The organism is Spirochaeta dissipatitropha, assembly GCF_054657935.1.
The window spans coordinates 132,883-146,713 of the sequence record NZ_BAAHXT010000005.1 but is presented as its reverse complement, the minus strand read 5'-3'; the positions used below and the strand labels follow the sequence as shown (position 1 = coordinate 146,713).

Genomic DNA, 13,831 nt, shown 5'->3' with positions numbered 1-13,831 from the left:
TGGGGTTGATCTCTTGAAATCTGCCGATTATTCATCGGCAGGACGGTAGACCCGCACCCAGTCAACCTCCATGCGCCAGGGCATGCTGTCTCTGTCTATTCCCTGTGCTCCGCCCCAGTTGCCGCCGACTGCAATGTTCAGTATCAGATAGAATGGTTTGTCGAAAGGCCAGGTCCAGTAATCGGTATGGTCGTTTTCATATACGAATACAGTCTGGTCGTCATCTATATACCAGCGGATTTTATCCGGCGTCCATTCGATGCCATAGGTATAAAACTCTTCACTGGCATCAGGAAGCATTATAGTTCCGGTTTTGTGTGTTCCCGAAGGATGATTATAGGCAGCTGTATGAATCGAGAAATGTATTCTACCAGGATCATGACCGACGTGCTCCATAATATCTATTTCTCCTGAATCCGGCCATCCAACACCGTATCCACGTCTGTCGACTGGCATCATCCAGATCGCCGGCCAGCTGCCGACTCCCTGTGGAAGTCTGGCTCGGACCTCGATCCGGCCGTAGAGCATTTCCTTGCGATCCAGGGTCATGAGCCGGGCGCTGGTATACGGCCAGCCGCCGCGCCATTCCTGATGTGCCTCGAGAACCAGAACACCATTCTCAATCCGTGAGTTTTTGGGTTCGTTGGTGTAGTTCTGCAGCTCATTGTTTCCTGAAGTGCCTCCACCGATTGAATGGCGCCAGATATCCCTGTTGATTTCTCGGCCGGAAAAATTATCATACCAATCCAGGACATAGCCATCGTATTCCGGTATTACCTCTGTTGCACATGAGCCTAGAATCCAGAGAGTCACAATAAGCAGGATCAGAAAACTTCCTGCACGAACATTACTTACTATCTTGTTGGTTGGTTTTGAAAACATACCAAGCAGTGTAGCATTGAATTTTCAGTCTGTACACATTGCTGTCAATACGCTGATTTCTGCATGTCGCCACTTGTTTTCCGGTGAAATAGTGCATATTATCCCCCAATGAAAACTGTAATTAATCATCGGAAAACTGTTGCATTGCTGCTGTTATATATGAGTGTGGGACTGGTGGCAGGTATTGGTGCTATAGTGTTTCAGCAGTTGCTGTCGTTTCTGAATATCTACTTAATGGAAGGTCTGACGGGGTACACCGAGATAAAAATTGTACAGGGTATCAGGCGGGTCAGCCTTTTGTGGGAGACTCCGAGCCTTCGTATCTGGCTCTTTCCGGTGATCGCTGGTCTTGGAGGTCTGGTAACCGGGCTTATAGTTACCCGTTTCGCACCTGAAGCGGCTGGGCACGGAACCGACGAGGTAATTCATGCCTACCACCATAAACAGGGAGAGGTCCAGCTCCGGGTCAGTATCGTGAAAATGATAGCCTCGGCTATTACCCTCGGGTCAGGGGGCTCAGGGGGAAAAGAAGGCCCTATAGCCCAGATTGGTGCAGGTTTCGGATCCTTTATCTGTACCAGAGTCAGTTATTTCAGGGCTTATCGAAAGGAAATTATGCTTGCCGGTATGGCTGCTGGTATAGCCGCAATTTTCCGGGCTCCACTGGCAGGTGCTATTTTTGCTGCAGAGATTCTGCATTCGGATACCCATTATGATGGTCGGGTGCTGGTTCCTGCAGTTATAGCATCTTCAGTCAGTTATGGGATATATGCCCTGTTTTTCGGATTCATGCCGGTAATTGTCGTTCCGGAATTCAGCTACCAGTTTTCTCTACTACATCTCATACCCTATACAATAATTGGTCTGCTCTCAGCACTGGCAGCCATAATTTTTGTCAAGGTTTTTTATGGCATCCGCGATCTTTTTAGCAGGATCAGCTTGCCGGCATACATCAAGCCTGCCATTGGCGGGGTTCTGACAGGACTGGTGGCGATTATGATTCCGGAAGCCTTTGGCGAGGGATCATTTCATCTGCAGAGAATTATTAACGGTGACATCGCATTGCTCATGTTGCTGGTTGTACTTTTCGCCAAGGTAATCACCACATCGTTCTCAATTGGGTCAGGCGGCTCAGGAGGGATTTTCGGGCCCTCACTCTTTATCGGAGCGACCCTGGGCGGGCTTATCGGGGCTGCATATGCCTACATGTTCCCTGCCACCACAATTCCAGCAATAGTATTTGTTCTGCTTGGCATGGTTGCATTTTTCGCCGGGGCAGCCAATGCACCATTTTCCACGGTTATAATCGTTGCGGAAATGACCCGAACCTTTACACTTCTGGTCCCGTTTCTGTGGGTTTCAATGTTCGGCTATATATTTTCCCAACGATGGAATATTTATGAAAAGCAGGTTCCGATACAGCATAATATACTCGAGATTGTTGAGAACGGAACTGACAATGAAAATCCCGATGAAACATAGGCAGCCTCAAGGAATGAAGGCAGGCATGTCAGGACAGCTGCTGTACTGACATGCCTGCACTGGCTAGTTTCTTTTCAGGGTTGATTTTACCCGAATTCCCTGTCCACCGATTTTCTTTCCGTTCAGTGAGTGAACTGCCTTTTTTGCCTCGGTAATATCGGGCATTTCAACGAAGCCAAAGCCTTTCGACTTGCCAGTGGCTGTATCCATTACAATGTTCAGTGAGCTTATTGTGCCGAAGGGAGAAAACAAATTCCTGAGTTCTGTCTCGCTTATATTGCGAGGCAGGTTGCGTACGAGAATATTCATGCGAGCTATATTATCTGATTCTTCAGTAAATTGATATAGTGCTCTGTGCTTATTGCGGATGATCCTGTTGCCTGATATTATGCTGCATGCATTCATTTCGATATATATCAAACGATACCGATTTCCGTGCCTGGAGGGCGTCTCTTCCTGAAGATAGTACGGCAGTTGCGGTGGACATCGAGGCAGAATTCAATCTGCATATATATGGTGAACACTTTTGTCTGCTCCAGGTGTTTGACGGAAAAGAGGCCGCTGCGATCGATCCGCAGGGCGTTTCAATCGAATTGATCAAGGATTTTTTTGAGGACAGAAGTCTGGAAAAAATTACCTACGACAGTGCCAGTGACCGTGTGTTGCTCTACAAGAATCATTCAATCCTCATGAACAATCTGATTGACCTCCGGCCTGCTGTAGATTTGCTTGAATTCAATAAACAGGGTCTGGGTGCTGTACTTGAAACAGTGCTTGGAATCACCCCGGAGCGGGGTAAAAAGCGTTTTCAGCAATATAACTGGACACGCCGGCCAATTCACCCGGAAGCTCTGCAGTATGCTATCGATGATGTACGGCATCTTTATTGTCTGCGACGAGAGCTTTTTCTGCAGCTGGAGAAGAAGGGACTGATGGAGCAGTACTCCGAGGAAAACTCACGGCTTCAGGATGGCGTTCCGGTAACCGATCGTAAACCGGGTATGCTCCGCAGCGGGCGTTTTAAAAAGCTGAAGCCGCATCAGCAGAATCTGCTTGAAAAGCTCTACAGGGAACGCGAGCAGGTAGCAAGCCAGGTTAATCTTCCTCCAAATACCGTGTTTCCTAATAATGGATTATTTGCTCTGGTCTGCGGTCAATATGATGTGCTGAATGCGCAACCTTCAAGAAATATGCCCAGGACGGCTTATGAGCAGCTGATCAACAGGTTAAGACAAATGCTCAGCTAATAGTGCCAGGAGTAAATCGCAGGTTCTCGAGTTGCAGATATTCTATAATTCAGTCATGGTCTTCACTTGATATGTCGGTTGCGTTCTCGACTGCTTCATTTTTAAGAATTCTCCAGCTCAGCCAGAACAAGGCTGAGACAAAAGGGATAGCGGCCAGGGCCCATATGTTGAGTCCTGCAAGCCCGAGCAGAAAGATTCTAAGCAGATTTCCTCCGTCCAGAAAACTGGTGATCTCACCGCTGTAACCGGGAACGGTAAAGTTCACCTCTGCTGCCAGCTCTGTCAGCATGGGGGCAATGGCCCCGGCAGTGTACAGAATACCGACCAGACAGGGTATTCCAATCAGCACCGAGCGAATTACATTACCCCTGCAGGCCACTGTGATCATTGCTATCATACCCATCATGTTGGCAAGATCGCCTATGGGCAGAAAGCGCATTCCAGGCAGAATCAGAGCCAGCACCAGGGCTATTGGAATCAGGATAATTCCGGATACGATGACGGATGTTTTGCCTACAATAACGGCTACATCCAATCCGATTGCGGCATCCTTCAGGCCCGGTAGACGCTTTGCAAGGAATGCAGTCATCCCGTCGGATACAATCATGAGTCCTTCTCCGAGCATACCTGCCATCTTGGGAAGAATAGCTACAACAGCGGCGATTTTGACTGCCAGCTCAAGCAGATTACGGAGTTCGTAGCCCCCGGATATTCCCAGGAGAATTCCGATTATAAAACCGATTATCATTGGTTCTCCAAGGATTCCTATTTTTTTCCGGATTGCGTCGGGATCTGCATTCAGATTTCTGATCCATGGGATCATGTCAATCAGTTTGTTTCCTGCCAGACCGATGGGGTAATAAGTCAGTGCCGACAATGTGGAGATGGTTACCCCAGCCGGACTGCCGAAATCAGTCAGTTGTTTGCGGGCACCGTCAGCAAGCTTCAGGGTGATTATTTCAGCTATCAGGGCAAATGCAATTGCAGCAGTAGTACTGCCGCTTACCTGGTAGACAAGAGCCGCCATAAAAATAAAGTGCCAGAAATTCCACAGATCTATATTTACCGTTTTGGTCCAGCCAGCAGTCAACATGATTATATTTACCACAAGGATCAGAGGAATCAGGACTGCCGCCAATGGGTATGCCCAGGTAATTGCAGCAAGGGGTGGCCATCCAACATCAAGGGCCGGGTATTCAAGACCGGTTCGCAGCGCGAGGGCTTCTATGGCAGGGGCCAGGGCCAGAACGAAAAAATCAAAGACCATAAATATGCCGACAAAACCTACCGCAATGGTAATGCTGGCCAGAAAAGCACGACTTAGCCGTATACCAAGTACAAGAGCGAGAATGAAAATGAATAAGGGAAGCATGGTATATGCCTGGAAGGATAGAATATACTCTACGGCGCTGATTATTGTCTGCATCTGCAGAGTCTATACAATTAAGTCCTGTTTGTTGAGTACTTTTTCGATTACTATTTCTGCAGAAAAACGAATTCTCCATTCCAGCTGTCAGGGGGAGGGTTCGTCAGATAGGTTCTACAACGTTCGGCGAGTAGTCGGCTTGCCTGATCTTCCGGAAATTTTTTCAGAAGAGAGCAGAAGGCGGCTTCAGCAGCTGACCAGTCCCGCTGGAAATAGAGCTGCAGCGATGCTTCATAAGAACTGCGCAGGCTGCTCAGATTCTCGTCAATCTGATCGCTGTATCCCATCACCTCATAGATATCCACGGATTTTGCCTTTCCCTTTACACTGACTCTGTCGATCTGTCTGGCAAAGATTTTTCCATGGCATGCATCAAGGCAGTCAGAAGAGATCAGGATACTTGTCCCATAGATACCGCATAATGATTCCAGCCTGCTGGCTACATTTACCGGATCTCCGGTGACGGTATAATTCAGTCTTGATTCAGAACCCATGTTGCCGATTACTACAGATCCGGTGTTGACGCCGATCTTCACCCGGAATGCGGGGAGTCCTGCTGCTGTCCATTCTTCTCTTAAACCGTACAGCCGTTCCTGGATTCTCAGGGCTGCACAGCAGGCCTTGTATCCATGATCATCCACACTGTTAGGCGCATTCCAGAATGCCATGAGTGCATCACCAATATATTTGTCTACGGTTCCATGTTCATCAAGAATTATCTCGCTGATTCTACCCATGAAATCACCAAGATGCTGGACCAGGGTACCGGCGGTCATATTCTCGGAATGTCCGGTAAAATTGATGATATCCGCGAAGAGAATGCTTGCTGATTTCTCTTCACCTCCCAGTTCTGCCTCAATCCCTCGGGATAGGAGTGATCTGACCAGATCTGCTGGAACGAATTTTCTGAATGAGCGGAGTCCGGATTTCATATTTTCGAATGCCTGCTGCAGGCGTTCGATTTCGGCAAAGGTTGTGTCTACATCGACTGCATCATTCAGATCGAAAGCCTGGATTTTTGCGGCTTCACCAACCAGATCCAGCAAGGGTCTGGTGATCTTTCTGGAGAAAATAATGGAGAGACTCAGGGTTCCTGCAAGGGTTACGAGTGTCAGTACTATACTCATAAAGAGAAAAGCGCGCTTGTCGGAGAGAAAGTCGTCCTCTGGAACAACGATGCCAGCGTACCAGTTCAGCCCTCTTTGACTGGAGAGGGGGGCAAACGCTGCGAGCAATGCCTCATTTGCCTGGAATTGCAGGATTGTGCTGTCAGCGTTTTTATCCTCCTGGAAATGCAGGAATTCTATAAATGCTGTTTCAACATCACTCGTGGAAATAACGCCTGGATCACTGATACGTGTCAATGAATCAATAAGGCCAGCTTGATCAAGCAGGAATGCCTGTCCTCGCTGGCCAACCTGCAGCTCAGACAGGAAATCGGCTATGTCCTCTACGAATATGTCTGCACCAGCAGCCGCAATAAAGTTTCCGTTCCTGTCCAGGACTGGTGTTGATACCGTAATTCCAGGCCGCTGTGATGCAGAGAAAATATAGACTTGAGTCCAGTTGACAGTGTTTTGTTCAGCGCTCTGCTGGTACCAGGGTCGGAGGCGCGGATCATAACTGTAGTCCGGCAGTGCCTCTATACGCTCGGTCCCATGTTCGCGGTATACTCTTCTGTTAATCTCCTGCCCGTTTCTCCGTTCAACAAGCAGTGTGCTTATGGAACCATCCGGTTCCCGCGTATTCATCCAGAAATTACCCCGCTCATCTCCTATATAGAGATTCACTACATGATCCTGCAGACCAAAGTGTGGAGCCGACAGTCGGAAAAAGAGATCTCCAAATTCCTCGTTATCCATGTCGCTATCTATGTACTCCGGAAGGATACTGCTGTAGTACAGTACCAGATCTTCAACCGGACCGAAATAGTTTTCGGTGTTCTCGAGTACCAGGGCGCGGATCTTATCTATGTAGTCACGGGCAACCGTGCTCAGGATTCTCTGTGATCCAACAAAGTGGAAGCTGAAAATCAGCAATCCAGTCACAAATACCATTACAGAATAGAAAATAGGCAATGTGAGTCGGATATGCCATTTTCTTTTTTTGGGCTTACGCAATATATTCACCTGCGTATACTATAGACGCACAGGTCTCTCAGGTCAACGCAGACTTGCCCTGCTCATTCTGTGAGCATACGATTCTGTTTTTTCCCCTGTCTTTGGCTCGGTAGAGCATGTGATCGGCAACCTTGATAATGTCATAGACATTCCCGGTTACTAACGGTGATTCGCCATGCAGACCTATACTGGCAGTTACCTGTATCTCCTGGTTCCCGTACAGAACTGACTTATCGCAGATCAGCCTTCTGAGTTTCTCTGCTGCAACACAGGCTTTGTCCTGACTTGTCTCCGACAACCAGATGCTGATCTCCTCGCCTCCGTAGCGTCCAATAATGTCGATCTCACGCATATTATATTTTAGTCTTGAAGAAACTTCCCTGAGCACTGTGTCACCGGCGAGGTGGCCGTAAGTATCGTTTACCTGCTTGAAATTATCCAGATCGAGCAGAATCAGGCTCCCGGGATGTGAAAAACGGATACCCTGCTTGATAGCAATGCGTACCTTGTTCTCCCAATGCTTACGGTTCAGCAGACCTGTCAGTCCGTCGATGCTTGCTTCCTGTTCAAGGATTTTCATAGCAGCATGCTGTTCTGTCATATCCAGCAGAGAGCGTAAGGTGCCTCTCCTGACACCTGACTGATCCTTGAATACAGTGGTGTTGTAGGCATAAATCCTGCCGTTCAGCAGCAGCTCTTTTATTGTTGCTCTCCCGTTATCCCGGATGATGACTTCACTTTCTTTCTGGCTGGAGAGCAGTGAGTTCCAGCTTTGACCGATGGCATTATGTTTGGATATCGAGAAAAGTGTGCAGGCAGCCAAATTCATATCGATAAGCAGATGCTCTCTGTTAAAGATCAATACTGGAGAAGAGCTTGTATCAAAATAATAGGTTTTTGCGTGACTGAGATCGTTTATAAGGCGGTCGGCAAATATCCCGGCAGCAAACAGGGGACTGACCAGAGAAATGACAATTGGTATGGGGTCCTGCCTGGCAGCTGCATCTACGAAAATCAGATTGCCGAAGTATGCCAGAGCGAGTACTATGATTCCAGTAAGCATCAGGATCAGATCCTTTCGGATCATGCCCCTGTATCTACGGATTGCATGTACTGCAAAGCCTGCGCTCAACACAAAGCCCAGCACTACATGGGCAGTATTCAGATACCAGCCAAAGCCGGGATACACCCTGCCCACCAGCAGAAATGGTCCGTTTTCCAGATATTCCTTGCCGGAATAGTATATATGCGCATATGGATACGACCACTGACTGAGCAAGATGATGAACGCGGGCAGCAGGAGAAGAAGAAACCAGCGTGGAAAACTCTTGTTTTCCGGATAATAAGCAGTATGAAAGGTCAACATGCTGAGACTTACCGGAAGAAAGGAAACACCTGCATACTGAAAGCGGGACCAGAAATCAGCCCCGGCAATGCTGTACTGAATCAGAGACTGTGAATAGCCGAAAACATACAGAAAGGTTGCGAGCACAAGCGCAAAATATAAACGTGCTCGGTAACTATGCTGCAGCTGGCGGCCGATTTTCAACATTGCAGAAAACGCTACAAAACATCCGAGGATAGCCAGATACAATAACGGCAATGTATTCATATACACAGTATAGGCAGATACAGCTGGGGCTGCAAATCATTGCGGTTCTTGTTTATGGCAGTGCAGAGCTTACTCATGATGGTATCAATTTACGTACTTCCTCGGCAATTATACCCAGGGCTTCATCAATCATTTCCGGATCACCGGCGAAGTTCATCCGGAAGCATTGATTTCTATGCTGCCAGGAATCAATACTGCGTGTTCTATTATCTATTCCATAAAAGAAATACTTGCCCGGTACTATTATGACATTTCGTTTCTTGAGTATCTGATACAGCTCGAAGGTGTCTATGTCGGGATGATCGAACCAGACCCACAGGAACAGTGCCCCCTCGCTGCGGTGTACCCGCCAGGGCAGTCCACCGAAATGCCGCTTCATCGATTCCTGCGCTGATATTGATCGCTGTGAATAGAAAGGTTTAATGATTTCTCTGCTGATCTCAAGCAGCTCACCGCTTTCCAGCATCGGTCCGGTAATCAGCTGACCCAGGGTCCCGTTGGACAGTGAAGTTATGGCGTTAACGGCTGATACAGCTTCGATCAGTTCGGGACGGGCAACGAGTATGCCGGTCCGGGTAGACGGCAGACCGATTTTTGAAAGGCTCAAACCAAGGATAATATTGGGGTTCCAGATTGGCGTGGCATTGTTGAAAATAATATTCGGAAAGGGGGTTCCATATGCATTGTCTATCATGAGAGGAATGCCGTTGTCTTTCGCTAGACGATCCAGACGCTGGATTTCTTCATCGGTCAGCACGTTTCCGGTCGGATTTGTTGGTCTTGAGACACAGATTGCACCGATATCCGGGCTGATTTCCAGTGAATCAAAGTCCACCTGGTATTTGAACTCATGCTCTCCGGTCATGGTGATAACAGGCCGCTGAGAAACAAAGTGATCCTCGCCGATCCCCTGATCAGCGTATCCAATATATTCAGGAGTAAAGGGCAGGAGGATTTTGTTGTGTCCTACGCTGGTATCATGCCCTGGCAGTGCAAGTTGGCTTACTCCCTGGCCTCGCTCGGCGTCCAGACGTCCGCTGAGGAGGTTGAATAGAATAAAGAAGGCTGTCTGACTACCGTTTGTTACGCCGATATTCTCTGGCCCTACATCCCAGCCGTATTCCTTGCGAAGCAGAGCAGCCATCGATTCCAGAAAGATCTGCTTCCCCTGGGGAGTATCATAATTACCAATTCCGCGTTCGAACTCATCTCCGTTTGCGAGAATTTCTTGCATACGGCGGCGCCAGACAGCGTTTACTTCTGGAATGACTCCCGGGTTACCGCCGCCCAGCATGAACTTCTTCCCGGGACTCTGCATTGCCTTGCCGAGGTCATCCATCAGTTCGAGGATACCGCTTCGTGCTGTAAGCTTATGACCGAAATCTGACCAATTCATATCACCAAGTGTAGCATGTACTGTTTCAGCATGTCAGCCGGGGTAATATTATATCCTGCTTGTCTATTACCTACAGAGCTTTCTGCCAGGAAGGTGTTCGGCACATTCCATGCTCGATTTCCACAGCTACCGGTACTGCCCTATGCAGAAATCCCGCGCTCAGACGGGCAAGCTGTTCAGAGCATAGTTCCAGGGAATTACGTATCAGTCTGTGGTCATAGCCGCTGTCTCCGAGATCGGAGATCAGAGTCAAAGAGACAAGCCGTGAAATTATTCTCCCGAAATCAACCTGTTTCCTTTGCGGAAGCTCATTATCCTGTTCAATGACAATATTCAGGGCTTTTTTAACTGAATCAGAAACCAGTTCGAGGCTGTGTTTGGTGAGACCGTGAAGTTTCAGAGCAGCGGGAAGGCTTTTTTCACTGGCACTTTTCATGAATTTCAGGAATGCAGCTGCAATCTGATGATAAATCACATCGTTTGATCCTTCGAATATCTGGAAAGGCCGACTGTCAGTGACTCCTCGCCCTGCCACACTGTCCTGTCGGTAACCCTGGGCACCTTTCAGCTGGAGCAGTGACTGAGCAGAATCCTGCATCATGTCACTAAGCAGACTTTTGTTGATATTGGCTATCATTCCTTCCTGAACCAGATCGAAGCTGATTGAGGAATGACGGGCTGCGTATCGGCAGAAAGCAGCAGCCGTGGTGCTGCCTGCCTGTATTTCAGATAGACGCAGCTGAACCTGATCGTAGTTCTCGATCGTCTGTCCACCAACCGAACGGCTTCGGCAATGAGTCAGGGCTTCATCATACATTCGCTTTATGAATCCAGCTGCAAGTCCAGGAAAACGCATTCGGCTTCTATGCAGCAGATCCTGAAGCAGACGCAGGCCGCTGTTGATTGGATTGAATTTACTGTCTGCCGGGAGTTCAAGATCAAGTTTGTTGCGACCGTATGGAATGGAGTACAGACCGAGATTCGGGTAGTATTCCTCAACCTTGATCAGCTCCCCGGGCTGTGCTGAGTCTGCGACAAAAAAACTTATGTCGCGTTGAAGACTTCCGTTTTCCTTCTGCCCCCTGGCTGTCACCAGCCAGAAGTCCGCCCAGCCACTGAGTCCGGCCCAGTGTTTGGTGCCCTTGATAAAATAAGGGCCCTTGCCGGTAAAACTTGTCTGCATGCTCAGGGCATCGGTACCGTAATCCGGTTCGGTAATCATCAGGCCACCGAGACTTCCTGCACCGGTAAATCTCGGGAAAACCCTGTCCTTGAGAGAGGCCTGTCCATATTTTGCCAGAGGTTCAAGAAAAAGTGCCCCGTTGATTCCGAGAATAAGTCCTAAAGGCAGGCTCTGATAGGATGTTTTTTCCAGTACAGCGAGGATTTCATGTGGGCGTGCTCCGCGACCGCCATGTGATTCCGGAATTGATGCCAGTTGCGGACCAGCTGATAGAAGTTCCTGGAACACATATGGAGGAATACCCCGCTGTAAACCGATCTGATCAAGGTCGGCACGTTCGCCGAAGAGGTGATGAAGCTTGTCGGCATATTGTTCCTGATATTCAGTGTCGCTCATTGTTTGTAGAGAGTTATGTGAACTCTTTGTATAATTCATGATTAAAACGCTAATCATTTGGTGATCGGATGTCAATCATTCAGGAGGTGAAACAATAAAAAAACGCTGCAGATATATTCTGCAGCGTCTGATTCATGAATTTATGTCTGAATACTTAAAGTAGAGAAAACACTGTTACCAGGATTTTCTGCCCTTGTTTCCGCCGGGGCCGGATGCACCATGGAAAGGCTTGGCCGCCTTCTTGCGTCCATTGCTGCCTTGATTATAGCGATTGCCGGATTCTTCCCTGGTAAACATTTCTGCAATACTGGTCTGGGCATTGTATTCGCCAGGCCTATCGCTGCGGTTAAAATCCCGTTGATTACCTCGATTTCCTCTGTTGTCTGAAGGAGACGAATCACGGTGGTGTCCGCCAGCTGGAGCTGCGGCGCGTTTACCGGGTTTCCATCCCTCATTCTGACTGCGGCTACTGCCTGGTCCCCGGCTGTCGGGGCCCTGGCCTGTGCGTGCTGGACCTCGTCCCGGACCTCTGGATGGGCCCCTGCCTGGTCCGCGTCCTCCGTTGCCACCTGATGATCGGCCTCCACCGGCCCGACCTGCACGAGCTGCTGGTGGCTCAAGATGGAAAGGGTGATCCCGGTTTACATCAATCTGTGTTCCGAGGAGCTGTTCTATTGCCCGGAAATCCCGGAGTTCATCCCTGGAGCATAATGCTATTGCTGTACCTTCTGTCCCTGCACGTCCTGTTCGGCCGATGCGGTGTATGTAGGATTCTGCCTCGTTCGGAATTTCGTAATTGATTACATGTGAAACATCGTCAACATCGATTCCCCGGGCAGCAACGTCTGTAGCTACCAGTGCCTGAATCTTTCCTTTTTTAAAGCTTTCAAGTGCCCGCTGGCGTTGACCTTGAGTGCGGTCACCATGAATAGCATCTGAAGGGATGTTCAGTTTGCTCAGTTGTTTGGCCAGCTTGGCCGCTCTGTGCTTGGTCTTGGTGAACACAATGACCCGGAACATAGCCAGATCCTGGATCAGCTGTGGCAGATATTCTGCTTTGCTTTCCCTGTCCATATGCATAACAGACTGCTGTATCCTGTCTACAGTTACTTCTGCAGGAGTAATCGCTACGCGCTCGGGGTCTGTAAGGAGCTCGTTGGCAAGTTTTTCAATTGCTCTGGGCATGGTAGCTGAAAAAAGAACTGTCTGCCGGCGCTTAACTGCCATTGCAGCAATTTTCTCGACATCGGGGATGAATCCCATGTCAAGCATTCGGTCTGCTTCATCGAGAATCAGAATCTGCACTTCGGAGAGGTCGATACGGCCTTCATCGATGAAATCCATGAGACGACCAGGGGTAGCTGCCAGAATATCCGGGTTGGTCATCAGCTTGGTAGCCTGTCCGGGTTTCGGAGCTCCTCCGTAAATTACACCGTGACGGATTTGAGAACCTGAAGAATACTCTCGAATACTTTCGCCGATCTGAATTGCAAGTTCACGTGTAGGTGCCAGAATGAGAGCTTGAGGTGTTGCTGCAGCCACCGGGTCACCTGCCGGTCTGCGGCTGTCACGGCCTCCGCTGTTGCGTCCGTTGCGTCGAGCGCCCTGAGAGCGGTCGTTGTTGCGGCTGCTGCCGCCCCTGGAAGCATTTGATGTATTAAAAACACCGGATTCTATGATCTGGTGAAGAACCGGAAGTACAAAAGCAGCGGTCTTGCCGGTGCCTGTCTGAGCTGTTCCGAGAAGATCTCTGCCGTTCATAATGCCGGGAATTGCCTGAGCCTGAATCGGAGTGGGCGTGGTATAGCCCTGCTTCTCTACGGCCTTCAGAATAGCATCAGCTAGACCGAGGTCGCTAAAAGTGTGAGATGTCATAAAAAAACTGTCCTTGATGTGAAACTCTTCCCGCGAGGGGTCGCACGTGATTATATATTGCGGAGAAAGAACGCGACTTCACGCAGCCCGTTGGTGAATGACTATATGGTATGTACTACCAACTCGTGTCAGACGGGATCACCCCGGGTCTATCGCCGATGCCAGATAATCACATGAATCATCAATCGCGTCAATAGGTCCTGAGTCGTTAG

At 48.9% G+C, this 13,831-nt stretch carries 10 protein-coding genes; 2 read left to right on the top strand and 8 right to left on the bottom strand.

Features of this window, described 5'->3' with window-relative positions; genetic code table 11:
* Positions 1-27: 27 nt before the first annotated feature.
* The gene (locus ACYQ2L_RS07600; RefSeq protein WP_460053562.1) at positions 28-882 is read right to left on the bottom strand and encodes a glycoside hydrolase family 16 protein; all 855 of its coding nucleotides are present in this window, start codon (positions 880-882) and stop codon (positions 28-30) included.
* 108 nt (positions 883-990) lie between these two features.
* Here ACYQ2L_RS07600 and ACYQ2L_RS07595 point away from each other — a divergent pair, with 108 nt between their 5' ends.
* Entirely contained in the window at positions 991-2,364 is a 1,374-nt protein-coding gene (locus tag ACYQ2L_RS07595) for a chloride channel protein (RefSeq protein WP_460053560.1), read from the top strand.
* A 63-nt stretch (positions 2,365-2,427) separates the two neighbouring features.
* On the opposite strand, the gene ACYQ2L_RS07590 is transcribed toward ACYQ2L_RS07595, so the two are convergent.
* Entirely contained in the window at positions 2,428-2,673 is a 246-nt protein-coding gene (locus tag ACYQ2L_RS07590; RefSeq protein WP_460053559.1) for an RNA recognition motif domain-containing protein, read from the bottom strand.
* A gap of 86 nt (positions 2,674-2,759) precedes the next feature.
* On the opposite strand from ACYQ2L_RS07590, the gene ACYQ2L_RS07585 reads away from it, so the two are divergent.
* Complete coding sequence (locus tag ACYQ2L_RS07585; protein ID WP_460053558.1) at positions 2,760-3,611, top strand: ribonuclease D; 852 nt, start codon at positions 2,760-2,762, stop codon at positions 3,609-3,611.
* Between the two features lie 49 nt (positions 3,612-3,660).
* Here the strand turns inward: ACYQ2L_RS07585 and ACYQ2L_RS07580 are convergent, their stop codons facing one another.
* The 6 genes from ACYQ2L_RS07580 to ACYQ2L_RS07555 form a co-directional block, all read right to left on the bottom strand.
* Positions 3,661-5,037, bottom strand: a complete 1,377-nt coding sequence (locus tag ACYQ2L_RS07580) for a PTS galactitol transporter subunit IIC (protein ID WP_460053556.1) — start codon at positions 5,035-5,037, stop codon at positions 3,661-3,663.
* Between the two features lie 50 nt (positions 5,038-5,087).
* Positions 5,088-7,094, bottom strand: coding sequence for an adenylate/guanylate cyclase domain-containing protein (locus ACYQ2L_RS07575; protein WP_460053554.1), 2,007 nt, complete (start codon positions 7,092-7,094; stop codon positions 5,088-5,090).
* Between the two features lie 100 nt (positions 7,095-7,194).
* The gene (locus ACYQ2L_RS07570; RefSeq protein ID WP_460053553.1) at positions 7,195-8,769 is read right to left on the bottom strand and encodes a histidine kinase N-terminal 7TM domain-containing diguanylate cyclase; all 1,575 of its coding nucleotides are present in this window, start codon (positions 8,767-8,769) and stop codon (positions 7,195-7,197) included.
* A gap of 73 nt (positions 8,770-8,842) precedes the next feature.
* On the bottom strand, positions 8,843-10,165 hold the full coding sequence (locus ACYQ2L_RS07565; protein ID WP_460053552.1) for a valine--pyruvate transaminase: 1,323 nt from the start codon (positions 10,163-10,165) through the stop codon (positions 8,843-8,845).
* Between the two features lie 70 nt (positions 10,166-10,235).
* Positions 10,236-11,744 carry an acyl-CoA dehydrogenase family protein gene (locus ACYQ2L_RS07560; RefSeq protein ID WP_460053549.1) on the bottom strand — a complete coding sequence of 503 codons (1,509 nt, stop codon included), beginning with the start codon at positions 11,742-11,744 and terminating at the stop codon, positions 10,236-10,238.
* A gap of 174 nt (positions 11,745-11,918) precedes the next feature.
* Positions 11,919-13,619: a DEAD/DEAH box helicase gene (locus ACYQ2L_RS07555; protein WP_460053546.1), complete on the bottom strand. Its 1,701-nt coding sequence runs from the start codon at positions 13,617-13,619 to the stop codon at positions 11,919-11,921.
* Positions 13,620-13,831 lie beyond the last annotated feature (212 nt).